This window comes from Streptomyces sp. NPDC001549, assembly GCF_042894025.1.
Lineage (GTDB): Bacteria > Actinomycetota > Actinomycetes > Streptomycetales > Streptomycetaceae > Streptomyces > Streptomyces kutzneri.
Map to the genome: position 1 here is coordinate 473,889 of NZ_JBIAVJ010000002.1, position 26,075 is coordinate 499,963.

The following is a 26,075-nucleotide window of genomic DNA, read 5'->3' on the forward strand; positions in this document are numbered from 1 at the left end:
GTCGACAAATCCACGAAGTCGGAGCTACGAGGGCTCGTCTCAGGGCTTGGTGGAGCCCGTGGAGTCCCCTATGGCGCTGACCCAGTCGACGACGCCGGTGCCCCAGCTCCACAGCTGGTCCCACCAGCCCTTGCCGGTGCCGACCGCTTCCTGGAGTCCGCTGAACTCCCAGATGAGCCAGCCCGCCACGAAGAACAGCAGGATCAGCACCAGGCAGCCCTTGAGGCAGCCGAGGCCGGGGATCCGCACCGGGTTGGCGCTGCGGCGGCGCGGCTCGCGCGGCTCCCGGGGAGCCGGCCGCTGCTGCGGCGGGGGCTGCGGGGGCTGCTGCTGCGGCTGGGGCTGGCGGTACTGGGGCTGCTGCGGCTGAGGCTGCTGCTGGTACGGCTGGGGCTGCTGCTGCTGGTAGTGCTGCGGCGGCGGGGGCGGCGCGTACTGCTGCTGAGGCGGCTGCTGAGGCTGGCGGTACTGCGGCTGCTGAGGCTGCTGGTACTGCTGCTGCGGGGGCGGCGGGCCCTGCCGGTACTGCGGCGGCTGCTGCTGGGGCCGGTGCTGCGGCGGCGGAGGCGCCTGCCGGTGCGGACGGCGGCGCAGCGGGTCCTCGTTCGGGTCGAGGTACTGGATCTGCGTCTGCTCGTTGCGGTCGCGGGCGGCCTGCATCTGCGACTGCCACGGGTGCGGCGAGTCGGGCCGCTGCACCGGGGGCATCACCGAGGTCGGGTCGGCCCCGGGGCCCGCGGTTTCCCCTGGCCCTCCGGGCCGGGGAGACCCCATGGGCAGCACCGAGGTGGCGTCGGCCGCGCCGACCGGCGGCATGACGCTCGTCATGGCGTTCGGGTCGTACGCGCCCGTGGGCGCGCCGGGGGTCTCGGGGACCGGGGCCGGCGAGGGGTCGGGCGCGAGCAGCGCGCCCACGCCGAGCGCGGCCTCCACCTCGGCGGCCGAGGAGTGCACGCCGATGCCGGAGGCCACCACGCGCAGCCCGCGGGCGAGGCTCTCGGCACTGGGACGCTCGTTCGGCTCCTTGCGCAGGCAGCGCTCGATGACCGTCCACAGCGGCTCGGGGACGGTCGAGGGCCGCTGCGGGTCCTCGCTGAGGTGGCGGTGGAGCACTTCGAGCGCGGTGCCGCCGGCGAACGGCGGGCGGCCGGTGAGCAGCTCGTACAGGAGGATGCCGGCGCCGTAGATGTCGACGGCGGAGGTCTGCGGGCGGCCCTCGGCGGACTCGGGGGCGACGTAGGCCGGGGTGCCGACGAACTCGTGGGTGCGGGTGAGGCCCGGGGAGTCGGCGAGGCGGGCGATGCCGAAGTCGGTGAGCATCGGCTTCATCTGTCCGCCGCGCTCGTCGAGCAGCACGTTGGCCGGCTTCAGGTCGCGGTGGACCACTCCGTCGGCGTGGCTGGCGGCGAGGGCGTCGGCGATCTGGGCGGTCAGCAGGCTCGCGGCGACGGGCGTGAAGGGGCCGTTCTCGCGGAGGTACCGGTGCAGGTCCGGACCGTCGATCAGGTCCATGACCAGGGCCAGCAGATCGCCCTCGACGACGAGGTCGCGGGTGCGCACGATGTTGGGGTGGGTCAGGCGCAGCAGGACCGAGCGCTCCCGCAGGAAGCGCATGACGATGTCGGGATCCTGGGCCAGCTCCTCCTTGAGGACCTTGATGGCCACGGTCTCTCCGGGCTGCCCCGCGACGGCCGCCTCCGCGCCGGCGGCCTCCCTCTGGCGGGCACGCCAGACAGTGCCCGTGGCGCCGCGCCCGAGCGGCTCCTCGAGCAGGTACTTGCTGCCGACTGGCCGCACGTCTCGCGCTCCCCTGCTGTCGTCGGATGTGGTCGATCCGCTGATTGGTTTTCCGGCCCACTCTAGGGGGTGTCCCCCGGGAAGACGCCGGTCCGCGGAGGTTGGTTGCCGCACATATGTACGGAGGGTGATGTTTGCGGGGTATGCCGGAGGCGATTTTCCCCGTCTTTCACCGCCTTGGTGGCCGGATCCGACCGGGGGCCGGTCCGGGTCCCGGCACATCAAGATCATTTGTTGCCGGGTGCCGGGCGTGTTGTCCGTGACAGGTGCGAGGATGCACATGTACGGACGGCACGGGACGGGAGCCCCGCCTTCCGGGCAGACCTGACCGGACGACGCGTCCGTGCCGGGTGGGGGGCGACCGGACGGTCATGTCACGGGATTCCCCTGCCGGGCGCATACACCGCGCACCGCGCAGAAGGGACCGCTGACGGCGATGCAGATCCGGCTGACCGTCCTTGGGTCGCGCAGCGGCCACCAGACCGCGACCGCCCCCGCGAGCTGTGACGTGCTCGTCACCGCACCCGTCGGCACCGCGCTGGCCGCGGTCGCCTCCGGGCTCGCGGCGACCGTCGGCGGGCCCGACACCGGGGGCACGGTCGTGCTGTACGCCGGCTCCGAGCGCCTCGACCTCCAGCGGCGGGTGCTCGGCGAACCGCCGCTCGTGGACGGCGCGGTACTGGCGCTGCACGGGCCCGTGCCGGACGTCCTGCCGGAGGACGGCCTCGGCGCGGCCCAGCTGCACGTCGTCGCCGGACCCGACGCGGGCGGGGTGCACCTGCTGCACAGCGGGCAGATCCGGGTGGGCCGCTCCTCCGACGCCGACGTCCCGCTCGACGACCCCGACGTCTCCCGGCTGCACTGCGCGGTGACGGTCATCCCCGACGGGCGGGTCGCGGTGGCCGACCTGAACTCGACGAACGGCACCACGCTGGACGGCGCCCCGGTGGGGGCGCAGCCCGTCGCCCTGCCCCCGGGGGCGCTGCTGCGGGTCGGCGAGTCCACCCTGCGGCTGGCCCCCGCGGGCGCTCCCGCGCTGCCGGTGACCCCGGACCTCCAGGGGCACCTCTCGGTCTCCGCCCGGCCCGTCGCCCACGGCCCGCTTCCCGGCCCGCTCCCCGGGGCGGATCCGGCCGCACCCGGGCCGGCGCCGGACGCACCCGAGGCCCCCGACGTCCCCGACGTCCCCGGCGCCCCCGCTGCTTCCCGCGAAGCCGGGCCGGAGGGCGCACCGCCGAGCCCCGGCCCCGGGCGGCGGAAGGGCCTCGGCGCCTGGGCCCGCAAGTGGGTGCGCGGCGAGGAGCCCGCCGGGGCCCCGCAGGAACCGGTGGCCGCCCCGCCCGACCCCGACGATCCCGCCGCGGTGCTGCTGGCCGCGATGGGCCCCACCGAGCGCCTGTGGTCCCGTACGTCCGGCCACGCCGCCGTCCTGGACGTGGGGCTCGGCGCCGGGAGCCGGGTGCCCCTGCCCGCCGTCGGCGCCCTCGGGCTCGCCGGCCCGCGGACCCGGCTGGCCGGGGCCGCCCGCTGGGTGGTCGCACAGCTCGCGGCACTGCACGCGCCGGGGCAGCTGGAGATCGTGCTCATCTCCGCCGACCGGGCGCGCGGCCTCGCCGACCGGCGGCGCGACTGGGGCTGGCTCGGCTGGCTGCCCCACGTACGCCCCGCGCACGGCCAGGACTGCCGGCTGCTGCTCGCGTACGACCGCGACCAGGCCGCCGCCCGCACGGGTGAGCTGACCCGGCGCCTCGACGAGGGTCCGCTCGGCACGCACTGGGCCGCCGCCGATCCCGGGCAGGTCCGGCAGGCCGCCGACGCGTACGAAGGCCCGTACACGCTCGTCGTCCTCGACGGCGATCCCGGAGCCGGCCCGCTGCGCGACATCACCGGCCGGCTCGCCTCGCACGGCCCGGCCGCCGGGATCCACGTGCTGGTGCTCGCCGAGGCCCCGGCCGCCACCCCCGCCTCACCGGTCACCGAGACGTACGAGGCCGCCTGCGCGAGCTCCCCCGCCTTCCGGGACTGCGGCGCGGTCGCCCTGCTCAGCGGCGATGTGGCCACGGCCGTACGCACCTTCACGATCAGCGGTGGCAGGCCGGTCCCGTCCGGGGGCACCGCCACCGCCGACGCCGTCTCCGCCGCCTGGGCCGAGCGCTTCGCCCGGGCCCTGGCCCCGCTGCGCACCGCCGAGGGCGGCTCCGCCGAGCCCTACCGGCCGACCGCGGCCGCCCTGCCCGCCACCGCGCGGCTGCTGGACGAGCTGGGGCTGGCCCGGGCCACCCCGGCCTCCCTGATGGCCCGTTGGGCCGCCGCCACCGACCAGGGGCAGGGCATGGGCGGCCTCGCCGAGATCGTGCTGGGCAGCGGCCGCCGCGGGCCCGTCGGCACCGAGCTCGTCCACGACGGCCCGCACCTGCTCATCGAGGGGCCCGCCGGGAGCGGGCGGACCGAGCTGCTTCGCTCGGTGGCCGCGTCGCTGTCCGCGGCCGCCCGGCCCGACCGGCTCGGCCTGCTCCTCCTCGACGGGGCCGGCGGCGAGCGCGGCGACGGGCTGCTGCCCTGCACCGAACTCCCGCACGTCTGCGCCCACCTGGTCGCCTCCGATCCGCTGCGCATGCGGGAGTTCGCGCAGGCCCTGGGTGCGGAGCTCAAGCGCCGCTCCGAACTGCTGGAGGAGCTGTCCTTCGCCGAGTGGCACGCGCAGCGCGAGGTCTCCGACCGGATGGTCTCGCCGCGCCGGCCCACCCCGGGCGAGCAGCGCGGCGACCTCGATCCCCAGCGCACCGGCACGCTGCGGCTGCGGGCCGCGGCCACCCGTACCGATCCGGCCGGGCCCAGCCCGCTGCCCCGTCTGGTGGTGCTCGTGGACGACTTCGACGCGCTGGTCGCGCCGGGGCTGGGCAGTACGGGCCGCCCCGCCGCGGGCTCGGTGGTCCGGGCGCTGGAGGCGGTGGCCCGCGAGGGCGCCCGGCTCGGCGTGCACCTGGTGGCCACCAGCGCCCGCCCGGACCGTACGGCGGACACCGGGCTGGCCCGGCTGACCACCCTGCGCGTGGAGCTCGACGCACCCGACCAGCCGGGCCCGGGGCGCGGACTGCTCCGCTTCGGCGACGGCCGGACGGTCCCCTTCCAGGCGGGCCGGGTCACCGGCCGGATCCCCCGGACGGCGACCCAGCGGCCGACCGTGGTCCCGGTGGAGTGGGAGCGGATGGGTGATCCGCCGGCCCGCCGCCCGGTACGTGAGCTGGGCAACGGGCCCACCGACCTCGCACTGCTGGCCAGCGCCCTGGACCGGGCCTCACACCTGGTCTCGGCGATACCCGTGCTGTTCCCGCCCGCGCCCTGACACCCCCTTCCCCCGCGAGGCGCTATTGCGGGGGCGCACGGCTCGGCGTAGACCTTGTGGTCCAGGACACATCACGGGCATCGGGGGCAGAGCCATGCGAAGGCACGGAACGAGCCGCACGACACTCACCTGGACGGCGCTCGCCGCGGCGGCCGCCCTCACGCTCTCCGCATGCGGGGACGGCGGGACGGAGGAACCGCAAGGTCCCGAGGGCAGCACGGCCGCACCGCGGGTGCAGTTACCGAAGCTGCCCGGCGAGAAGCTGGAGGTCGCCGCGGTCTGGACGGGCCCGGAGCAGGAGAACTTCACCAAGGTCCTGAAGGAGTTCGAGAAGCGGACGGGTGCCTCCGTCACCTTCGTTCCGGCCCAGGACCCGATCGTCACCTTCCTCGGCGCGAAGATCGCGGGCGGTGCGCCGCCGGACGTGGCGCTGCTCCCACAGGTCGGGGCGCTGAAGGCGGCGGTGGAGAACAAGTGGGTGCAGCCGCTGGGCCCGGAGGCAGCCGCCCAGCTCAACGCGAACTACTCGAAGGGCTGGCGGACGCTCGGCGCCGTCGGGGACACCCAGTACGGCGTGTACTACAAGGCCGCCAACAAGTCGCTGATCTGGTACAACGCGAAGGCCTTCGAGGCGGCGGGGGTCAAGCCCCCGAAGACCTGGAAGGAACTGATCACCGCGGCCGACACGCTGTCCGCCTCGGGCACCCCGGCCGTCTCGGTGGCGGGTGCGGACGGCTGGACCCTCACCGACTGGTTCGAGAACATCTACCTCTCCCAGGCCGGGCCGGAGAAGTACGACCAGCTGGCCAAACACCAGATCAAGTGGACGGACGACAGCGTCAAGCAGGCGCTGACCACGCTCGGCGAACTGTTCGGCCGCAAGGACTTCCTGGCGGGCGGGGTGAGCGGGGCGCTGGCCACCGAGTTCCCGAAGTCGGTGACGCAGACCTTCACCGGCGGCGACCGGCCGGCGGCCGCGATGGTCTTCGAGGGCGACTTCGTGGCGGTGAACATCGCGCAGACGGAGGCGAAGGTGGGCGAGGACGCCCTCGTCTTCCCCTTCCCGGCGGTCGGTGAGAAGGCTCCGGTGGTCTCGGGCGGTGACGTGGCGGTCGCCCTGAAGCCGTCGAAGGGGGCGCAGGCGCTGCTGACCTTCCTGGCCTCGGCGGACGCGGCGGAGATCCACGCCCGTCAGGGCGGCTTCGTCTCCCCGAACCGGGCGGTGAACCCGAGTGCCTATCCGAACGCCATCCAGCGGGACATCGCCAAGGCGCTGATCGCCTCGGGTGACGACTTCCGCTTCGACATGTCGGACCAGGCCCCGGCGGCCTTCGGCGGGACCCCGGGCGCGGGTGAGTGGAAGGCGCTCCAGGACTTCCTGGCGAACCCGTCGGACGTGGCGGGCACCCAGGCGAAACTGGAGGCGGACGCGGCCAAGGCCTACGGGAACTGATCCCGTGCCGGCCCCTGCCGCTGCGCCTGCCCCTACCCCCGCCCCCGCCCCCGCCGCCGCCCCCGCCGCCAAGGGCGTCGTCTCCGCGGAGGCCCGGCGCCGCCGGCTGATCGCGGCGGCGTTCCTCCTCCCGGCGCTCGTGCTGCTCGGTGCGCTCGTCGTGCACCCGATCGGCTACTCCCTCTACCGCAGCTTCTTCGACCGTTCCGGCGACACCTTCGTCGGCGGTGACAACTACCGGGAGATCCTGAGCGACGACACGATCCGCACCGCCCTGAAGAACACGGCGCTCTGGGTGGTGTTCGCCCCCGCCACGGCCACCGCCCTCGGCCTGATCTTCGCGGTACTCACCGAACGGGTGCGCTGGGGGACGGCGTTCAAGCTGCTGGTCTTCATGCCGATGGCGATCTCGATGCTGGCCGCGGGCATCATCTTCCGGCTCGTCTACGACCACGATCCCGACCGCGGGGTCGCCAACGCGGTCTGGGTCGGGGTCCACGACACCTTCGCGGAGTCCTCGGCCTTCCCCAAGGCCCGCCCGGGCCGGGACTCGCCGCTCGCGGACGCCGGCGGGGGCGCCTTCATCACCCGCGACCCCGTCCGCGCGGGTACCCCGGTGCTGCTCCCGCTGGTCGGCGTGGCCCCGGAGGCACTGCCGGACGGGACCCGTACCGCCGGCAGGTCCAACGCCGTGCCGGGGAAGGTCACCGGCACCGTCTGGCAGGACTTCACCCGGGGCGGGGGCGGGGCTGCGAACGTGGTCGACCCGACCGAGCAGGGCTTCGCCGGGATGCGGATCGAGGCGGTCAAGGACGGCCGGGTGGTCGATACGGCGACGGCCGCCGCCGACGGCACCTTCACCCTGTCCGCGAAGGCCGACGGGGCCCTGCTGCGGCTGCCCGCGGCCAATTTCCGGGAGGCGTACGCGGGGGTGCAGTGGCTCGGCCCGGCGCTCGTCACCCCGGCGGTCATCGGGGCGTACGTATGGATGTGGGCCGGTTTCGCGATGGTGCTGATCGGGGCCGGGCTGGCCGCCGTACCGCGTGAGCTGCTGGAGGCGGCGCGCGTGGACGGGGCGAACGAGTGGCAGGTGTTCCGGCGGATCACCGTCCCGCTGCTCGCGCCCGTCCTGGCGGTCGTGCTCGTCACCCTCGTCATCAACGTCATGAAGATCTTCGACCTGGTCTTCGTGATCGCGCCGGGTGCGGTCCAGGACGACGCGAACGTGCTCGCGCTCCAGCTGTACCGGACCTCCTTCGGCACGGACGCCGACCCGGGGCTGGGCAGCGCCATCGCCGTGCTGCTGCTGGTGCTGGTGATCCCGGTGATGCTCGTGAACATCCGTCGGCTGCGCAGGGAGGGGTCCCGATGAGCCGTTCCGACGTGACGCCGGACCCGGCGGCGGAGCCGGCGACCGCGGGGCCCTCGCGCGCCCGGCCGCCGCGTTCCGAGCCGCCGCGCGCCAAGCCCTCGTACGCCACCCTCGTCTCCGCCAAGTTCGCCGCAGGCACCCTGCGCGTCTTCCTGGTCGTGGCGGCGCTCTTCTGGCTGCTGCCCACGCTCGGGCTGCTGCTCTCCTCGTTCGTCTCCCCCACCGACCTCAACAGCGGCGGCTGGTGGCAGGTGCTCACGGCGCCCTCGCGGCTGACGGCCGACAACTACGAGCGGCTGCTGGCGAACGACACCATCACCGGCTCCCTCCTCAACACGTTCGCGATCGCCGTACCGGCCACCCTGCTGGTCGTGGGCCTGGGCTCCCTCGCCGGATACGCCTTCGCCTGGCTGGAGTTCCCCGGCCGGGACTGGCTGTTCCTCCTCGTCGTCGGGCTGCTCGTGGTCCCCGTGCAGGTGGCCCTGATCCCGGTCTCCGAACTCTTCGGCTCCATCGGGCTGTTCGAGACCACGGCGGGCGTGGTCCTCTTCCACACCGCCTTCGGGCTGCCCTTCGCCGTGTTCCTGCTGTGCAACTTCTTCGCGGAGATCCCGCGCGAGCTGCTGGAGGCGGCCCGTCTCGACGGGGCGGGTGAACTGCGGCTGTTCGCACAGGTGGTGCTGCCGCTCGGCGGGCCGGCGATCGCCTCGCTCGCCATCTTCGAGTTCCTGTGGGTGTGGAACGACATGCTGGTGGCGCTGGTGTTCGCGGACTCGGCCAGCCCGCCGGTCACGGTCGCGCTCCAGCAGCAGGTACGGCAGTTCGGGAACAACATCGACGTGCTCGCGCCCGGCGCGTTCCTGTCGATGGCGGTCCCGCTCGTCGTCTTCTTCGCCTTCCAGCGGCAGTTCGTCTCGGGGGTGACGGCCGGGGCGATCAAGTAGCGTCCCCTCCGCACGGCACGTGACGTGCCCCGTTGACGCTGCGTAATCCGAATGCCACACACCGCGTAACCCGATCGCCACGCCGGGGGTTCCTGGGCCATATGCCCGCGCCGACCCCTGGATGTGCCGTGCCCCGGTTCAGCGTCATCGTGCCCGCGTACAAGGTCCAGGCCTACCTCCAGGAGAGTCTGGACTCGGTCCTGACGCAGTCGTACCCGGATCTGGAGCTGATCGCGGTCGACGACGCCTCTCCGGACGCCTGCGGTTCGATCATCGACGAGTACGCGGCGCGTGACCCCCGGGTGACGGCCGTCCACCTGGCGCACAACCTGGGCCTGGGGCCGGCCCGCAACGCGGGCCTGGCGCGGGCGGGCGGCGACTATCTGATCTTCCTGGACGGCGACGACACCCTCGCCCCTGGCGCCCTGCAGGCCATCACCGACCGCCTGAAGGCCACCGGCTCCCCCGATGTCCTGGTCTACGACTACGCGCGCACCTTCTGGTCGGGCGAACTCGTGCGCAACCGCCTCTCCCACCGGCTGTCCGAGGAGGGCCCGGCCAGCTTCCGGCTCGCCGACCGCCCAGCCCTCCTCGGCATGCTGATGGTGGTCTGGAACAAGGCCTACCGCCGCGAGTACGTGGAGCGCGAGGGCCTCGCATTCCCGCCCGGCTTCTACGAGGACAGCCCCTGGACCTACCCGGCCCTGCTGGCCGCGGAATCCGTCGCCGTCCTGGACCGGGTCTGCGTCCACTACCGGCAGCGGCGCACCGGCTCGATCCTGACCACCACCAGCCGCCGCCACCTCGACATCTTCGACCAGTACGACCGGGTCTTCGGCTACCTCGCCGGCCGCCCCGAGCTGGAGCGCTGGCGCCCCGCCCTGCACCGCCGGATGGCCGAGCACTTCTGCGCCCTGTACGCCGACCCGCGCCGCCTCCCGCGCGCCGCCCGGGCCGAGTTCTTCGCCCGGGCCTGCGCCCTGCTGCGCCGCTACCGCGTCCCCGGCGGCAGCAGCGCCCTGCCGCTGTCCCTGTCGCGGACCGACCGGGTCCGGCACACCCTGATGCGGCTGGGCACCCGGCGCACCTACCGGCTGCTGTCGGCGCTGCGCTCGGCCGGACTGGCGCTGGGCCGCGCGGCCTCGGCCCTGTGGCGGGGCCTGCGCGAAACGGCCCTGCGCCTGCACTACCGGACCCAGCGCCTCCTCCCCCTGCGCCCGGAGCTCGCGGTCTTCTCCGCGTACTGGCACGGCGGCTACGCCTGCAACCCGGCGGCGATCGAGGCCACCCTGCGGGAGCTCGCGCCGCAGATGCGCACGGCGTGGATCTGCGACCCGGAGCACGCCTCGACCCTGCCCCGCGAGACGACGGCGCTGCGCCCGGGCTCGGCGGCGTACTGGACCGCACTGGCCAGGGCCACCTACCTGGTCACGAACGTCAACTTCGACCGCATCCTGGTCAAGCGCCCGGGCCAGATCCTCGTCCAGACCCAGCACGGCACCCCGCTCAAGCGCGTGGGCCTCGACCTCCAGGACCGCCCGGCGGCCACCCCGACGGCGGACTTCGCGGGCCTGCTGCGCGGCGCCGACCAGTGGGACTACCTGCTCTCCTCGAACCGGCACTCCACCCTGGTGTGGGAGAAGGCCGTCCCGTCCACCTACACGACGCTGGAGTACGGCTACCCGCGCAACGACATCTTCCACCGGGCGGGCCCGGCCGAGGTGCTGGAGCTGCGTGAACGCCTCGGCATCCCGGCGGGCTCGACGGCCGTCCTGTACGCGCCCACGCACCGCGACTACCGGCGCAGCCGCCCGGACCACCTGGACTTCGAACGGGTGCTGCGGGACCTGGGCCCGCGCTTCACGATCCTGGCCCGCACCCACCTCACGTACGCGGACGTCCCGCCCTCCCCGGACACGCACCCGCGCCTGATCGACGTCTCCTCCCACCCCTCGGTGGAGGAGCTCTGCCTGGCCTCGGACGCGCTGGTGACGGACTACTCGTCCCTGATGTTCGACTACGCGGCGCTGGACCGGCCGATCGTGATCCACGCGGACGACTGGGAGGCGTACGAGGCGGCCCGGGGCACGTACTTCGACCTGCGGTCGTGCCCGCCGGGCGCGATCGCCCGGACCGAGGACGAGCTGGTGGACATCTTCAGCACGGGCCACTGGCAGGGCTCGCGTTCCGCGCAGCTGCGGGCGGCCTTCCGCGCGCGCTTCTGCTCGCACGACGACGGCCACGCGGCGGAGCGCGTGGTGCGCCGGGTCTTCCTCGGGCAGACGACCCCGATCCCGGCGGTCATCCCCCTGGAGGACCGCCGTCCCACCCCCGCGGCTCCCGCGCCGGCGCCGGTCCTGGCCCCCGTCCGGCCGTAGGCCGTCCCTATGCGCCGGGGCCGGAGTCCCCGGGGCCGGAGCTCGCCTTCAGGCCCGCCACCACCTGGTGGGCCAGGACGTCGAGGTGGCTGCCGGTCACCGCGTCCCGGACGACCACCTGGCGCCAGTAGAGCGGGCCGATCAGCAGGTCGAGAGCGTGGGCCGGGTCGATGACCGCCGGGAGTTCGCCGCGGGCGACCGCGTCCGAGACGATCCCCTCCGCCATGCGGCGCTGCCCGTCGAGCAGCGCGCCGCGCACCGCTTCGGCGATCTCCGGGTTCCGCGCCGCCTCCACGAGCAGGTCGGGGATCACCGCGGAGGCCACCGGGTGCCGCAGCACGTGTGACACGACCTCCAGCAGGGCCCGTACGTCCCCGTACAAGGAGCCGGTCGCGGGCACCGGCAGGCCGTCCACCGCGAAGGCCCCCACCAGGTCCAGCACCAGGTGCAGCTTCGACTTCCACCGCCGGTAGACCGCGGTCTTGCCGACCCCCGCCCGCCGGGCGATGCCCTCGATGGACATCTTCGAGAAGCCGACCGCGGCCAGTTCCTCCACCACGGCGTCGCGGATCGCCTCGGTCACGTCCGCGCGCAGGACGGCGGCCCCGGCGGGGGCTCTCCGGGCGGGGGCGGGGGCGGAAGCGGTGGCGGCGGGGTCCGGGGTCATGCAGAGAGCATAGCCGCGCCCCGTCACGACGATACGGTTGCGTTCCGACGCGGCACGCCCTAACCTCGCCGTAGCGACGATACGGACCCGTCCCGACCTCGGCAGTGACGTACTGACCCCGTCGAAAGCGAACCCTGTGACCACCGCGACCGCACCCACGACCGAGTCCGCGCCCTCCGCGGAACTCGCGCGACTCGCCGCCGCCCACGGCCTCACCCTCAGCGGCGCCCGCCCCGCGCTCCCCCGCTACATCGCGGAACTCTGGGACCGCCGCCACTTCGTGACCGCGTACGCGACCGCCCGTATGCAGGCCACCTACAGCACCGCCAAGCTCGGCCAGCTCTGGCACCTGGTGACCCCGCTCCTCAACGCGGCCGTCTACTACTTCATCTTCGGCATCGTGATGAAGGCCAGCCACGACGTGCCCGACTACGTGCCCTTCCTGATCACCGGCATCTTCGTCTGGGACTTCATCGGCAGCTCCATCAACGCCGGCACCCGCTCCGTCCACAGCAACCGCGGCCTGGTCCGCGCCCTGCACTTCCCGCGCGTCAGCCTGCCCATCTCCACCGTCGTCCAGCTCTTCCAGCAGCTGCTCGTCACCATGGGCGCCCTGGTCGTCCTGCTGCTGGCCTTCGGCCAGCGGCCCGCCTGGTCCTGGTTCCTGGCCGTCCCGGCCCTGCTGCTGACGGCCGTCTTCGCCGCCGGCTGCGCGATGGTCATGGCGCGCATCGGCAGCAAGAGCCCGGACGTCAGCCAGCTGATGCCCTTCGTCCTGCGCACCTGGATGTACTCCTCGGGCGTCATGTGGTCCATCGACCAGATGCTCAAGTCGGACCACCTGCCGCACCACTGGCTGCTGATGCTGCTCAAGCTCAACCCCGCCGCCGTCTACATCGACCTGATGCGTTTCGCGCTGATCGACAGCTTCCAGGCGCACTCGCTCCCGCCCCACGCATGGCCCCTGGCCATCGGCTGGGCCCTGCTCGCCGGCGTCGGCGGCTTCATCTGGTTCTGGAAGGCAGAAGAGGAGTACGGACGTGGCTGACACCGCGACGAAGACCGACACCCGGGTACCGACCGTCATCGCCGACGGGGTCCACGTGATCTACAAGGTCCACGGCGCCGGCGCCCGCAAGGGCGGAGCCACCGCGGCGCTCAGCCGGGTCTTCTCCCGCAAGCCGTCCCCCGGCATCAAGGAGGTGCACGCCGTCAAGGGCGTCACCTTCACCGCGTACAAGGGCGAGGCCATCGGTCTCATCGGCTCCAACGGTTCGGGCAAGTCCACCCTGCTGGCCGCCATCGCCGGCCTCCAGCCGGTGGCCCGCGGCCGGATCTACTCGCACGGCCAGCCGTCCCTGCTCGGCGTGAACGCCGCGCTGATGAACGACCTGACGGGCGAGCGCAACGTCGTCCTCGGCGGCCTCGCGATGGGCATGTCCAAGCAGCAGATCCGCGAGCGCTACCAGGACATCGTCGACTTCTCCGGCATCAACGAGAAGGGCGACTTCATCTCCCTGCCCATGCGGACGTACTCCTCCGGCATGGGCGCCCGGCTGCGGTTCTCCATCGCCGCCGCCAAGGACCACGACGTCCTGATGATCGACGAGGCCCTGGCCACCGGCGACGCCGCCTTCCAGCGCCGCAGCCAGGCCCGCATCGAGGAACTCCGCGAGCACGCCGGCACCGTCTTCCTCGTCAGCCACGGCATCAACACGGTCCGCGAGACCTGCGACCGCGCGATCTGGCTGGAGGCCGGAGTCCTCCGCATGGACGGCCCCTCGTCGGAGGTCTGCGCCGCCTACGAGGCCTTCACCCGCCGCTAGGCCGGTCCGGCCGTGACGTCGACGTCGGGTCCCAGAGACCGCCGGCCGCGCCGCGGGCGAGGTGCTCGGCGTAGACGTCGACCTTCCGGGCGATGACCGAACGGCACTCCTGGAGCGCCCGGATCTGCTCCTCGACGCGCTGCCGATGCACGTCGAGGAGCCGCAGGCGTTCGGCCTCGTTGCCCGGACCGTGCCGCACCAGCTTCGCGAACCGCTTGAGGTCGGCGAGGGGCATCCCGGATTCGCGCAGCCTGACGCAGATCGACAACCACTCGACATCGACCGGGGCGTATCGCCGCCGGCCGCCCGAGGTGCGCGCGACCGGCCCGACCAGCAGGCCCTCCCGCTCGTAGAAGCGCAGTGCGTGCACGCCGAGTCCGGTCCGCTCGGCCACCTCGCCGATGCCGAGGGTCTCCGTGCGGGTCCCGGTGGTCTCCATGGGGCCAGCCTAGGACTTGATCTAGACCTCACTCGAGATCCTAGCGTCGTCGCCATGACCACGGATCAGCAGCCGCTCGGCTCACCCTTCTCCCACACCAGCACCGCCGAGGACGTCATGGCGGGCCTCGACCTGTCCGGCGTCACCGCCGTCGTGACCGGGGGCTACTCCGGGCTCGGTCTGGAAACCACACGGAGCCTGGCCGCCGCCGGGGCCCGGGTCATCGTCCCGGCACGCCGGCCCGGGACCGCCCGCACCGCCCTCGGGGACCTGCCCGGCTGCGAGGTGGTCCCCATGGACCTGGCCGACCTCGACAGCGTGCGCGCCGCCGCCGCCCGGATCAGCGCCTGCGTCGACAGGCTCGACCTGCTCATGGCCGTCGCCGGTGTCATGGCCACCCCCGAGCGACGCGTCGGACCCGGCTGGGAGAGCCAGCTCGCCACCAACCACTTCGGACACTTCACGCTCACCTGCGAGCTGTACCCGCTGCTGGCAGCCGCCGACGGTGCGCGCGTCGTCGTCAACAGCTCCGCCGGGCACGCCCTGACCGGCATCCGCCGGCACGACCCGCACTTCCGCACCGGCTACGACAAGTGGCTGGCCTACGGCCAGTCCAAGACCGCCAACTCCCTGTTCGCCGTGCACCTCGACGCTCTCGGACGGGGTGACGGCGTCCGGGCGTTCGCCCTCCACCCGGGCAAGATCATCACGGGCCTGCAGCGGGAGATGACCCTCCGGGAACAGATCGACCGCGGATGGGTGGACGCGTACGGAAACGTGATCGGCGCCGGCTTCAAGACCCCCTCCCAGGGCGCCGCCACCGGCCTCTGGGCAGCCACGTCGCCACTCCTTCGCGGTCGCGGGGGCCTCTACCTGGAGGACTGCGACATCGCGCGCATCGCCGCCTCCTCCGAGCCGATGGACGACGGCGGGGTCCGGGAGTACGCCATCGACCCCGAAGCGGCCGCACACCTGTGGACCCTCTCCACAACGGCCACCAACTCCACCCCCGCCGGCACCTCCAGCCCCGCCGACCGCTCCAACCCCGCCTGCACCTCCAGCCCCGCCAGGGGGCACCTCCCAGCGGTAGCTGGGGGAGTGTGAGGCGCGGGGGCCCGGGGGCAGCGGCCCCGGCAACGGCGCCGCACCCGACAGACAGCGCACACCGGCAACGGCAACGGGCCGGGCCCGGGACCACAAAGGTCCCGGGCCCGGCCCGTTCCGTACGAGACCGCGATCAGCTGTGCACGCGCAACAGCGACCGCATCGTCCGCATCGCCACCGACAGGTTCGCCAGGTCGAAGTCGTCCGACCCCTGGATCTCGTCCAGAGTCGTCCGCGCCCGCCCGATGATGGCCGTGTTCTTCTCCTCCCACGCCTTGAAGCGCTCCTCGGGAGTCGAAGTGCCGTTGCCCACCGACAGCACGTCCGCGGTCAGCGCCGCGTGCGCCGCGAACAGGTCCTCGCGGATGGAGGCGCGGGCCATCGACTGCCAGCGGTCGGACCGCGGCAGCTCGATGATCCGGTCCATCAGCTGGGTGATGGCCAGGCGGTCGGCGAGGTCGTAGTACACCTCGGCGACTTCCAGCGGGTCCACACCCGTGCGGTCCGCGATCGCGACGATGTCCAGCGCCGGGAAGGCGGAGGAGAAGCCGGCCACCTTGGCGGCCAGTTCCTCCGGGACGCCCTCACCCGTCAGCTCGTCCAGGATCGACTGGTACCACTCCAGGTCGGCGCCGCGCACCAGCTTCGGCAGCTCGGCCCAGACCTGGCCCACGCGCTCCTCGAAGAAGGCGATGGTCTCGGTGATCTGGAGCGGCTGCGGCCGGTTGTTCAGCAGCCAGCGGGTACCGCGCTCGACCAGGCGCCGCGAGTGCAGCCGCACCCGGGTCTGGACGTCGGCGGCGACCTTGTTGTCGAGCGCCTCCACCGCGTCCCACACGTCGGCCAGGCCGAAGATCTCGCGGGCCGCGAGCTGCGCGCGGACGATCTCCTCCGTGGAGGCCCCGCTCTCCTCGCGCAGGCGGTGCAGGAAGGTCGAACCGCCGGTGTTGACGGTGTCGTTGACCAGGATGGTGGTGATGATCTCCCGGCGCAGCGCGTGCGTGTCGATCTGCTCGGTGAGCCGCTCGGCCAGGGCGGCCGGGAAGTACGCGAAGAGCAGGCGGCGCAGGTACGGGTCGTCTGGCAGCTCGGTGGCGATGAGCTCGTCCGCCACCGTGATCTTGGTGTAGGCGAACAGCACGGCCAGCTCCGGCTGGGTCAGGCCCCTGCCGCTGCCCAGCAGCTCGCGGATCTGCCGGTCGGTGGGCAGGAACTCCAGCGCCCGGTCGAGGAGCCCGTCGCGCTCCAGCCGGCGCATGTAGCGCTGCTGGGCGTGGAGCAGGCTCGGGGCCTGGGCCGCGCCGTTGGCCAGGGCGGTGTTCTGCGCGTAGTTGTTGCGCAGCACCAGGTGGCCGACCTCGTCGGTCATCTGGGCGAGCAGCTTGTTGCGCTGCTTGACCGTCATGTCGCCGTCCGTGACGACCGCGTTGAGCAGGATCTTGATGTTCACCTCGTGGTCGGAGGTGTCCACGCCCGCGCTGTTGTCGATGGCGTCGGTGTTGACCTTGCCGCCCTCGCCGCCCGCACCGGTGCGGGCGAACTCGATCCGGCCGAGCTGGGTCAGACCCAGGTTGCCGCCCTCGCCGATGACCTTGGCCCGCACGTCGGAGCCGTTGACGCGGATGGCGTCGTTGGCCTTGTCGCCGACGTCCGCGTGCGTCTCGGCGGTGGCCTTGACGTACGTACCGATGCCGCCGTTCCACAGCAGGTCCACGGGGGACTGCAGGATCGCCTTCATCAGGTCGGCGGGGGTCATCTTGGTGACGCCCGCCTCGATGCCGAGGGCCTCACGGACCTGCGCGGTGATCGGGACGGCCTTCGCGGAACGCGGGTGGATGCCACCGCCCGCCGAGATCAGCGAGGTGTCGTAGTCGGCCCACGAGGAGCGCGGCAGCTCGAACAGGCGCCGGCGCTCGGCGTAGGAGGTGGCCGCGTCCGGGTTCGGGTCGATGAAGATGTGCCGGTGGTCGAAGGCGGCGACCAGGCGGATGTGCTCGGAGAGCAGCATGCCGTTGCCGAACACGTCGCCGGACATGTCACCGACGCCGACGACGGTGAAGTCCTCGGTCTGGGTGTCGTGGCCCAGCTCGCGGAAGTGCCGCTTGACGGACTCCCACGCGCCGCGGGCGGTGATGCCCATGCCCTTGTGGTCGTAGCCGGCCGAGCCGCCCGACGCGAAGGCGTCGCCGAGCCAGAATCCGTAGGACTCGGCCACTCCGTTGGCGATGTCGGAGAAGGTCGCGGTGCCCTTGTCGGCGGCGACGACGAGGTAGGTGTCGTCCTCGTCGTGGCGGACCACGCCCTTCGGGGGCAGGACCTCACCGGCGACCATGTTGTCGGTGATGTCGAGCAGCGCCGAGATGAAGATCTTGTACGAGGCGATGCCCTCGGCGAGCCAGGCGTCGCGGTCCACCGACGGGTCGGGGAGGTTCTTCGCGACGAAGCCGCCCTTGGCGCCGACCGGCACGATCACGGTGTTCTTGACCATCTGCGCCTTGACCAGGCCGAGGATCTCCGTACGGAAGTCCTCGCGGCGGTCGGACCAGCGCAGGCCGCCTCGGGCGACCTTGCCGAAGCGCAGGTGGACGCCCTCGACGCGCGGGGAGTAGACCCAGATCTCGAAGGCCGGACGCGGGGCCGGCAGGTCCGGGATGGCCTGCGGATCGAACTTCATCGACACGTACGAGTGCTGCTCGCCCACGCCGTTGAGCTGGAAGAAGTTCGTGCGCAGCGTGGCCTTGATGAGGGTGAGGAAGGCCCGCAGGATGCGGTCCTCGTCGAGCGAGGCGACCTGGTCCAGGGCCCCGTCGAGCTCCTCCAGCATGGCGTCCACGAGCTCGCTGCCGGCGGTCTGGCGCACGGGCGCCATCCGGGCCTCGAAGAGCGAGACCAGCAGTCGGGTGGTGTGGACGTTGTTGCGGAGGGTGTCCTCCATGTAGTCCTGGCTGAAGGTGGAGCCGGCCTGGCGCAGGTACTTGGCGTACGCGCGCAGGACGACGGCCTGCCGCCAGGTGAGCCCGGCACTCAGCACCAGGGCGTTGAAGTTGTCGTTCTCCGCGTCGCCCTGCCAGACCGCGGCGAAGGCGTCCTGGAAGCGCTCGCGGGCGTCGTCGCCGAGGTAGTTGTCCCCGTTGCCGGAGACGGGCATCCGCAGACCGAAGTCGTAGATCCAGGCGCTGACCCGGTCGGAGCGGCGCAGCTCGTACGGGCGCTCGTCGGTGACCTCGACGCCCAGGCGCTGCAGCACCGGCAGGACCGCGGAGAGCGAGACCTGGTCGCCGGTACGGAAGATCTTGAACCGGCGCTCGCCGGGGCCCGCGCCGACGGGCTCGTAGAGCGAGAGCGCGAACTGGCGGTCGCTGGCGGCGAGCCGCTCCAGGTGGACCAGGTCGGCGACGGCCGCGCGCGGCGAGTGGTCGGCCTTGTAGCCCTCGGCGAAGGAGGTGCCGTAGCGGCGCAGCAGCTCGGCCGCGCGCTCCTCGCCGCACTCGGCGATCAGCGCCTCCTGGAAGCCGTCGGCCCAGGAGCGGGCGGCCTCGACGAGACGGCCCTCGAGGCGCTCGACGTCGGAGTCGGTCAGCGCGGGCAGCTCGGTGCCCTGCGGGACGCGGACGACGAAGTGGATGCGGGAGAGGATCGACTCGGTGTTCCACGCGGTGAAGTCGACGCTGATGCCGCCGAGCTCCTCGCGGAGGATGTCCATCAGGCGCAGCCGCACCCCGGTGGTGAACCGGTCGCGGGGCAGGTAGACGAGCGCCGAGTAGTAGCGGCCGTACTCGTCCTGGCGCAGGTACAGCCGCAGCCGGCGGCGTTCCTGGAGGTACAGGACGGAGGTGACGATGGCCTGGAGCTGGTCGACCGGGGTCTGGAACAGCTCGTCGCGCGGGTACGTCTCCAGGATCTGCAGCAGGTCGCGGCCGTCGTGGCTGCTCGGCGCGAAGCCGGCACCGTCGAGGACCTCGACGACCTTGCGGCGGATGACCGGGACGCGGCGCACGGACTCGGTGTACGCGGCGGAGGAGAACAGGCCGAGGAAGCGGCGCTCGCCGACGACGTTGCCGTCGGCGTCGAACTTCTTGACGCCCACGTAGTCGAGGTACGAGGGGCGGTGCACGGTGGAGCGGCTGTTGGCCTTGGTCAGCACCAGCAGGCGGTGCTCGCGGGCCTTGGCGCGGGCGTCGGCCGGCAGCCGGTTGAAGGACGGGGAGACCGGGTGGCCGTCGTCCTTGCCGCTGTGGTGCGGGTCGGAGCGCAGGATGCCGAGGCCGGTGCCGGGCACGGCGGCCAGGGAGTCGCCGTCGACGAGGTTGTACTCGCGGTAGCCGAGGAAGGTGAAGTGGTCGTCGGCGAGCCAGCGCAGCAGCTCACGGGCCTCTTCGAGCTCGTACTCGCGCAGGTCGGGGGCGGTGTGCTCCTCGGGCAGGCCCTCGGCGATGCGCAGCGCGGTGTCGCGCATCTTCTCCCAGTCCTCGACGGACTCCCGTACGTCGGACAGGACGCGCAGCAGGTCGGCGTTGATCTGCTTGAGGTCGGCGCGGTCGGTCTCGCGGTCGATCTCGACGTGGATCCAGGACTCGACGAGGGAGTCGTGGGGGCGCGCCGTGCGGGGACCGTGGGCGTCGCAGTCGGGACCGAGGATCTCGATCAGCTTGCCGGTGACGTCACGGCGGACGACGACCTGCGGGTGGATCACGACGTGGATGCCGCGGCCCTGGCGGGACAGCTCGTTCGTCACGGAGTCCACGAGGAAGGGCATGTCGTCGGTGACGACCTCGACGACGGAGTGGCTGGAAGTCCAGCCGTTCTCCTCCACCGTGGGCGTGTGCACGCGCACGTTCGCGGTGCCCTGCGGCCGGTTCTCGGCGAGCCGGTAGTGCGAGAGTGCGGCTCCGAACACATCGTCCGGGTCCCGGTCCGCGAGGTCCTCGGGCGCCGTGTGCAGGTAGTAGCGCTGGAGGTAGGAGAGAACGGTGTCCTGATCTGGACGCTCTCCCCGCTCGGACCCAGTCGGAAGTAGCCCCCCGGCCGGGCTGTGCTCAGCTACCCGGGCCGCCCGTGTGAGCAGCTCGGCCTTTGCTTCGTCCAGCTTGGTCTGCATGTCCTCTGGCTCCTGTCGCGCGCCATTGCGTGACGTAGGTGAAGGAAGGAATGACATAGCACCGCGAGGCGGGGTGTCCGTTCGGGATCGACGCTATGCCGTCGAGAGAGCCGACCGGGAGGGAATGAGCCATGATCGGCCGGAGGTCCCGGTGGCGGGGATCAGCGAAGGCCCGGGCACGGTCGTGCGCCGGGCGCAGGCCGGAGGCTCCAGTGCCCCCGATGACTATCGCGCTGATCACGGGTACAAGGCTATCCCGACCTACCCCCAGGACGTCATTCGCTGCATCTGTACAAATCTTGGGGTAGAACTTTGACACTCTGGCCAGCGACGTGACCGGCCGTCCGTGCAGCGGCCCGTCCAGTGCTTATCCGGCCAGCTCGCGAGCTGTCCATACGGCCTCGGCCAGGCTGTCCACGACCGGCACTCCGGCTGATTCCAGACTGCTGCGGCTGTGCGAGCCGCCCGTGTAGAGAACCGCCCGGGCACCCACGTGGGAGGCGGCCAGGGCGTCGTCCACGGCATCTCCGATGAGGACCGTACGGTCCGCCGTCACACCCGTCCCGTCCAGGGCGGCCAGGTGGCGTACGAGGTGTCCCGCCTTGGAGGTGTGCGAGGGGCCGATCCGGCCGTCGACGCGCAGGAAGTGCTGGTCGATGCCGTGGAGCCGGACCAGGGGGACGAGCTTGTCGTGGGGCGCGAGGGACAGCAGGGACTGGGTGAGCCCGTCCAGCTGCCAGTCCCGGAGCAGCTCCCGGGCACCTTCGGCCAGCCCGGCGTCCTCGGCGGCGGCCCAGTAGTGGCGGTGGAAGGTGTCGTCCATGACCAGCCACTCCTCCTCGGTGGGCAGCCGTCCCATGAGGCGCTCGTAGAACTTCGGCACCGGTACGACGTACAGGTCGCGGTAGGTCTCCAGGGTGATCGGCGCGAAGCCGAGCTCGGCGAAGGAGGCGTTGGTCGCGGCTATGACCGCGTCGATGTCGTGGAGGAGCGTCCCGTTCCAGTCCCAGACGATGTGGTTCGGGCGGGTGGCGGCGGTGGCGTCGGCCGCGGCGGTCGCGGCGGTCGTGTCGGTCACTTCAGCAGCCCCGGAATCTCCTGCACGCCGAACCACAGCAGCTCGTGGTCCTCGGCGGCGTCGACGGTGTGCTGCGCGTCCCTGTCACCGCCGTCGGCGGCCTCCAGGGCCCGCACGGCGGCGGTCACGTCCTCGTCGGCGTCGTCGGCGTCCACGTGCACGGCGGCGGCCACGGCGAGCCGTACGGCGGCGGCCAGGGTCACCCGGCCGAGAGCGGCCTCGTCGGCCCCGTCGGCCCCGGGGGCGGCGGTGGCGGCCTTGTCGTCGACGTCGAGGGCGACCACGACGCGCCGGCGCGGGGCGCCCGCGTCCGCGGCGACCAGCCGCAGTGAGGCGAGCGCGGCCCGGTTCAGGGCCGCGTACTCCAGCTCCTCGATGTCGTCCGACACGTACCACTCGCGGAGCCCGGGAGTGACGGCGTACGCCAGCAGCGGAGCGGGGCCCAGCTCACCCGCCTTGTGCACCTCGGCGAGCCCGGGGAGGGTCAGGGGGACGTACACGCGCATGGCCGGCTGCTTTCGGTAGTCGGAAACGCCCTCAGGATACGACTCGGCCGGGGCCGGGCGGGTGATGGACTCCGTCCCCCTTCGGGGCGCCGGACCGGGAGCCGCGGCCGTCCACCCGGGTACGCGCACGGGCCCTGCCCGGGGCGGGGGACCGGCCGCCGCCCACCCGGATAGGTGAAGCGGGCCGGTGGCCGGGCGGGCAGCGGGCGTGGTTGCGGAGCGTGTGCGGCGGCCGTAGAAGATCCCCATCAAGTTACCGCCCGGTACTACGCCGGGCCCGGCCTGTTCGGGGGCAGCTCGCGATGGACACCACGATGCGCGGCACGATGACCGGCAACGACGGCAGCCGCCGGCGGCCCGCGGGCCGGACCCGCACCCGGCCCGCCGGGCGCCGAGACCCGCGGCGCCCGGCCGGCCCCCCGCGCACCCTGCGGCTCGGCCCGCACCACTGGTTCGCCGAACACCTCCTCGCGGTGGTCAGCGGCCTGCGCCCGGTCCACTCGCTCCTCGGCCACACCATCGGCCCCGCCTACCAGCAGCTGATCACCCTGGCCCCCACCGACCCCCTCCGCGACCGCCTCCGCCCGGTCGTCCGCCAGTGCGGCCGCTTCACCCCGGGCCCGGGAGTCATCGAGGCCTTCGCCCGCATCGCCACGGGCGACCGCCTCACCGCCATGGCCTTCCGCCTCGAACAGGGCCCGGACCTCCGCTGGCGCTGCGCAGCGGTAGAAATCCAGGGCCCCCGCCCATGAATCCCCAGCCACCGGCCCAACCCGGCCCCGCCACGCCCCCTCCAGCCCAGCCCGGCCGCTCCCCACCCTCTCCAGCCCAACCCGGCCGCGCCGCGCCCCCTCCAGCCCCGCCGGCGATTGAGGCGCGGGGTCCGGGGCGGAGCCCCGGCAACGGCGCCGCACCCGCACACAACGCGGCCGGGGGGGGGCCCCCCCCCCGGCCCCCCCCCCCCCACCCCCCGGGGCGGGGCCCCCCCCCCCCGGGGGCCCGCCCCCGCCCGACAGCTCAACCCGGCAACGGGTTACTTCTTCCGGCGACGCCCGCCCGCGGCCTTCTGCGCCTTGCGCCGCTCCGCCCGCGTCATCCCGTCACCCTCGCCACCGGCAGCGTCGCTATCGAAGTCGCCCTCGATGACACCGCCCGCCCCGTCCACGGTCGGAGCGGAGAAGTGCAGCCGGTCCGGCCGCTGCGGAGCGTCCAGCCCCTTCGCCCGGATCTCCGGACGCGCCCCCGCCGGCTCCTTCGTCAGCGACGGCGCCACGTCCTGCACCGGAAGCTCCTCGACCTGCTGCTCGACCTGGACCTCCAGGTTGAACAGGTAGCCGACGGACTCCTCCTTGATGCCTTCCTGCATGGCGTTGAACATGTCGAAGCCCTCGCGCTGGTACTCGACCAGCGGGTCCTTCTGGGCCATGGCCCGCAGGCCGATGCCCTCCTGCAGGTAGTCCATCTCGTACAGGTGCTCACGCCACTTGCGGTCGAGCACCGACAGGACCACGCGCCGCTCCAGCTCACGCATGATCTCGGAGCCGAGCGTCTTCTCGCGCGTCTCGTACTGCTCGTGGATGTCGTCCTTGACGGACTCCGCGATGAACTCGGCGGTGATGCCCGCGCGGTCGCCCGCGGCCTCCTCCAGCTCCTCGATGGTGACCTTCACCGGGTAGAGCTGCCGGAAGGCACCCCACAGGCGCTCCAGGTCCCACTCCTCGGCGAAGCCCTCGACCGTCTCGGCCGCGATGTACGCGTCGATGGTGTCGTCCATCATGTGGCGCACCTGCTCCTGCAGGTCCTCGCCCTCCAGGACGCGGCGGCGCTCGCCGTAGATGACCTCACGCTGGTTGTTGAGGACCTCGTCGTACTTCAGGACGTTCTTACGCGTCTCGAAGTTCTGGGTCTCCACCTGCGACTGGGCCGACGCGATCGCGCGCGTCACCATCTTGTTCTCGATCGGCACGTCGTCGGGGACGTTCGCCATCGCCATGACGCGCTCGACCATCTGCGCCTTGAACAGGCGCATCAGGTCGTCACCCAGCGACAGGTAGAAGCGGGACTCGCCCGGGTCGCCCTGTCGGCCGGAGCGGCCGCGCAGCTGGTTGTCGATACGGCGCGACTCGTGACGCTCGGTGCCCAGCACGTACAGCCCGCCGAGCTCCTTGACCTCCTCGAACTCCGCCTTCACCGCGGCCTCGGCCCGGGTGAGCGCCGCGGGGAGGGCGTGCGCCCACTCCTCGATGTGCTCCTCCGGGTCCAGGCCCTGCTGGCGCAGCTCGGCCTCGGCGAGGTCGTCCGGGTTGCCGCCGAGCTTGATGTCGGTACCACGGCCGGCCATGTTCGTGGCGACCGTGACCGCGCCCCGGCGGCCGGCCTGGGCGACGATCGTCGCCTCACGGTCGTGCTGCTTGGCGTTGAGCACCTCGTGCGGGATGCCGCGCTTGGAGAGCTGCTGGGAGAGGTACTCGGACTTCTCGACCGACGTCGTACCGACGAGGATCGGCTGGCCCTTCTCGTGCTTCTCCGCGATGTCGTCGACGACGGCGGCGAACTTCGCGACCTCGGTCCGGTAGATCAGGTCCGGCTGGTCCTTGCGGACCATGTCGCGGTTGGTCGGGATCGGCACGACACCGAGCTTGTAGATCTGGTGGAACTCGGCGGCCTCGGTCATGGCCGTACCGGTCATGCCGGAGAGCTTCGAGTAGAGGCGGAAGAAGTTCTGCAGGGTGATCGTGGCGAGGGTCTGGTTCTCGTCCTTGATGTCCACCCCTTCCTTCGCCTCGATCGCCTGGTGCATGCCCTCGTTGTAGCGGCGGCCGGCGAGGATACGGCCGGTGTGCTCGTCGACGATCATGACTTCGCCGTCGATGACGACGTAGTCCTTGTCGTTCTTGAAGAGTTCCTTGGCCTTGATCGCGTTGTTGAGGTAACCGACGAGCGGGGTGTTCACCGACTCGTAGAGGTTCTCGATGCCGAGCCAGTCCTCGACCTTGGCGACACCGGTCTCGTGGATGGCGACGGTGCGCTTCTTCTCGTCGACCTCGTAGTCGCCGGTCTCCTCGATGCCCTTCAGCGGCTGGCCGGCCTCGCCCTTGGTCAGGCGGGTCACCAGCTTCGCGAAGTCGCCGTACCACTTCGTGGCCTGGTCGGCCGGGCCGGAGATGATCAGCGGGGTACGGGCCTCGTCGACGAGGATCGAGTCGACCTCGTCGACCACGGCGAAGTTGTGGCCGCGCTGGACGAGCTCGTCCGACGACCACGCCATGTTGTCGCGCAGGTAGTCGAAGCCGAACTCGTTGTTCGTGCCGTAGGTGATGTCGCAGCCGTACTGCTCGCGGCGCTGCGCCGGCGACATGTTCGCCAGGATGCAGCCGACCTCCAGGCCGAGGAACTTGTGTACCCGGCCCATCATCTCGGAGTCGCGCTCGGCGAGGTAGTCGTTCACCGTGATCAGGTGGACGCCCTTGCCGGACAGCGCGTTCAGGTACGCGGGCAGCGTGCCGACGAGGGTCTTGCCCTCACCGGTCTTCATCTCGGCCACGTAGCCGAGGTGCAGCGCCGCGCCGCCCATCATCTGGACGTCGTAGTGCCGCTGGCCGAGGACGCGCTTGGCGGCCTCGCGGACGGTCGCGAAGGCCTCGGGCAGCAGGTCGTCCAGGCTCTCGCCGTCCTGGAAACGCTGCTTGTACTCGTCCGTGAGCGCACGCAACTCGGCGTCGGAGAGGTTGACGAAGTCCTCTTCGATGGAGTTGACCTGGTCCGCGATGCGGTGCAGTTTGCGCAGGATCTTGCCTTCGCCTGCACGCATGAGCTTGTTGAAGACGGACACCGAGGTTTGTCTCCTTGCCGGTCGGGCCTGGGCACTGTACGTACACGGGCACGGCAGGTGGGCCCCACCGCAACGGCCATCGTAAGCGAGGACGTGGCCGCGTCGGGAGGTCCGCCGTTCCCATGGGGGCACGGGTGCCCGGATTGAGAACGTACGGGGGACACCGAAGGTGCCGCATCGCCCGGAGGGATCACCGAAAATTGTTCGCCCCGGATACCGGCACCGCAGCAGAATT

At 72.3% G+C, this 26,075-nt stretch carries 16 protein-coding genes; 9 read left to right on the forward strand and 7 right to left on the reverse strand.

All coding sequences use genetic code 11. From position 1 onward, the window contains the following. Window positions 1-39: 39 nt before the first annotated feature. Window positions 40-1,797, reverse strand: a complete 1,758-nt coding sequence (locus ACFY04_RS05120) for a protein kinase (protein ID WP_389114248.1) — start codon at window positions 1,795-1,797, stop codon at window positions 40-42. A gap of 436 nt (window positions 1,798-2,233) precedes the next feature. On the opposite strand from ACFY04_RS05120, the gene ACFY04_RS05125 reads away from it, so the two are divergent. The 5 genes from ACFY04_RS05125 (at window position 2,234) to ACFY04_RS05145 (ending at window position 11,290) form a co-directional block, all read left to right on the forward strand. Then, on the forward strand, window positions 2,234-5,143 hold the full coding sequence (locus tag ACFY04_RS05125) for an FHA domain-containing protein (RefSeq protein ID WP_389114249.1): 2,910 nt from the start codon (window positions 2,234-2,236) through the stop codon (window positions 5,141-5,143). Between the two features lie 94 nt (window positions 5,144-5,237). After that, window positions 5,238-6,596 (forward strand): ABC transporter substrate-binding protein, encoded by a 1,359-nt coding sequence (locus tag ACFY04_RS05130; protein ID WP_389114250.1) that lies wholly within the window; start codon window positions 5,238-5,240, stop codon window positions 6,594-6,596. Window positions 6,597-6,600: 4 nt separating this feature from the next. Continuing rightward, window positions 6,601-7,968, forward strand: coding sequence for a carbohydrate ABC transporter permease (locus ACFY04_RS05135; RefSeq protein ID WP_389114251.1), 1,368 nt, complete (start codon window positions 6,601-6,603; stop codon window positions 7,966-7,968). Beyond that, on the forward strand, window positions 7,965-8,912 hold the full coding sequence (locus ACFY04_RS05140; RefSeq protein WP_389114252.1) for a carbohydrate ABC transporter permease: 948 nt from the start codon (window positions 7,965-7,967) through the stop codon (window positions 8,910-8,912). Before ACFY04_RS05135 ends, ACFY04_RS05140 begins: the two co-directional genes overlap by 4 nt. A gap of 128 nt (window positions 8,913-9,040) precedes the next feature. Then, window positions 9,041-11,290: a CDP-glycerol glycerophosphotransferase family protein gene (locus tag ACFY04_RS05145; protein WP_389114253.1), complete on the forward strand. Its 2,250-nt coding sequence runs from the start codon at window positions 9,041-9,043 to the stop codon at window positions 11,288-11,290. A 7-nt stretch (window positions 11,291-11,297) separates the two neighbouring features. Here the strand turns inward: ACFY04_RS05145 and ACFY04_RS05150 are convergent, their stop codons facing one another. Continuing rightward, the gene (locus tag ACFY04_RS05150) at window positions 11,298-11,957 is read right to left on the reverse strand and encodes a TetR/AcrR family transcriptional regulator (protein WP_389114254.1); all 660 of its coding nucleotides are present in this window, start codon (window positions 11,955-11,957) and stop codon (window positions 11,298-11,300) included. 136 nt (window positions 11,958-12,093) lie between these two features. Here ACFY04_RS05150 and ACFY04_RS05155 point away from each other — a divergent pair, with 136 nt between their 5' ends. Together ACFY04_RS05155 and ACFY04_RS05160 are read left to right on the forward strand one after the other, a co-directional pair. After that, window positions 12,094-13,005, forward strand: a complete 912-nt coding sequence (locus tag ACFY04_RS05155; protein ID WP_389114255.1) for an ABC transporter permease — start codon at window positions 12,094-12,096, stop codon at window positions 13,003-13,005. After that, a complete protein-coding gene (locus tag ACFY04_RS05160; RefSeq protein ID WP_373037105.1) occupies window positions 12,998-13,783 on the forward strand; it encodes an ABC transporter ATP-binding protein in 786 nt (261 codons plus the stop codon). Before ACFY04_RS05155 ends, ACFY04_RS05160 begins: the two co-directional genes overlap by 8 nt. On the opposite strand, the gene ACFY04_RS05165 is transcribed toward ACFY04_RS05160, so the two are convergent. Continuing rightward, window positions 13,770-14,222, reverse strand: coding sequence for a MerR family transcriptional regulator (locus tag ACFY04_RS05165; RefSeq protein WP_389114256.1), 453 nt, complete (start codon window positions 14,220-14,222; stop codon window positions 13,770-13,772). The genes ACFY04_RS05160 and ACFY04_RS05165 overlap by 14 nt on opposite strands. Window positions 14,223-14,276: 54 nt before the next feature. Between ACFY04_RS05165 and ACFY04_RS05170 the strand changes: the two genes are divergently transcribed. Next, window positions 14,277-15,326 carry an SDR family NAD(P)-dependent oxidoreductase gene (locus tag ACFY04_RS05170; protein ID WP_389114257.1) on the forward strand — a complete coding sequence of 350 codons (1,050 nt, stop codon included), beginning with the start codon at window positions 14,277-14,279 and terminating at the stop codon, window positions 15,324-15,326. 133 nt (window positions 15,327-15,459) lie between these two features. On the opposite strand, the gene ACFY04_RS05175 is transcribed toward ACFY04_RS05170, so the two are convergent. From ACFY04_RS05175 to ACFY04_RS05185, 3 genes are all read right to left on the reverse strand, one after another. After that, window positions 15,460-20,424, reverse strand: coding sequence for an NAD-glutamate dehydrogenase (locus tag ACFY04_RS05175; RefSeq protein WP_389114258.1), 4,965 nt, complete (start codon window positions 20,422-20,424; stop codon window positions 15,460-15,462). 367 nt (window positions 20,425-20,791) lie between these two features. Continuing rightward, window positions 20,792-21,502: an HAD family hydrolase gene (locus tag ACFY04_RS05180; protein ID WP_389114259.1), complete on the reverse strand. Its 711-nt coding sequence runs from the start codon at window positions 21,500-21,502 to the stop codon at window positions 20,792-20,794. After that, a complete protein-coding gene (locus tag ACFY04_RS05185; protein ID WP_389114260.1) occupies window positions 21,499-22,008 on the reverse strand; it encodes a DUF6912 family protein in 510 nt (169 codons plus the stop codon). The genes ACFY04_RS05180 and ACFY04_RS05185 overlap by 4 nt, the downstream gene beginning before the upstream one ends. A gap of 302 nt (window positions 22,009-22,310) precedes the next feature. Between ACFY04_RS05185 and ACFY04_RS05190 the strand changes: the two genes are divergently transcribed. Then, window positions 22,311-22,760 (forward strand): Rv3235 family protein, encoded by a 450-nt coding sequence (locus ACFY04_RS05190; protein WP_373037100.1) that lies wholly within the window; start codon window positions 22,311-22,313, stop codon window positions 22,758-22,760. A gap of 281 nt (window positions 22,761-23,041) precedes the next feature. Here the strand turns inward: ACFY04_RS05190 and secA are convergent, their stop codons facing one another. Beyond that, window positions 23,042-25,840, reverse strand: a complete 2,799-nt coding sequence (gene secA, locus ACFY04_RS05195; protein WP_389114261.1) for a preprotein translocase subunit SecA — start codon at window positions 25,838-25,840, stop codon at window positions 23,042-23,044. Between the last annotated feature and the right edge of the window lie 235 nt (window positions 25,841-26,075).

Excerpts from the sequence above, each read along its gene's own strand:
- ACFY04_RS05125 (WP_389114249.1), top strand. The coding sequence starts at position 2,234 with ATGCAGATCCGGCTGACCGTCCTTGGGTCGCGCAGCGGCCACCAGACC.
- ACFY04_RS05130 (WP_389114250.1), top strand. The coding sequence starts at position 5,238 with ATGCGAAGGCACGGAACGAGCCGCACGACACTCACCTGGACGGCGCTC.
- ACFY04_RS05140 (WP_389114252.1), top strand. The coding sequence starts at position 7,965 with ATGAGCCGTTCCGACGTGACGCCGGACCCGGCGGCGGAGCCGGCGACC.
- ACFY04_RS05150 (WP_389114254.1), bottom strand. The coding sequence starts at position 11,957 with ATGACCCCGGACCCCGCCGCCACCGCTTCCGCCCCCGCCCCCGCCCGG.
- ACFY04_RS05165 (WP_389114256.1), bottom strand. The coding sequence starts at position 14,222 with ATGGAGACCACCGGGACCCGCACGGAGACCCTCGGCATCGGCGAGGTG.
- ACFY04_RS05170 (WP_389114257.1), top strand. The coding sequence starts at position 14,277 with ATGACCACGGATCAGCAGCCGCTCGGCTCACCCTTCTCCCACACCAGC.
- ACFY04_RS05175 (WP_389114258.1), bottom strand. The coding sequence starts at position 20,424 with ATGCAGACCAAGCTGGACGAAGCAAAGGCCGAGCTGCTCACACGGGCG.
- ACFY04_RS05185 (WP_389114260.1), bottom strand. The coding sequence starts at position 22,008 with ATGCGCGTGTACGTCCCCCTGACCCTCCCCGGGCTCGCCGAGGTGCAC.
- ACFY04_RS05190 (WP_373037100.1), top strand. The coding sequence starts at position 22,311 with ATGGACACCACGATGCGCGGCACGATGACCGGCAACGACGGCAGCCGC.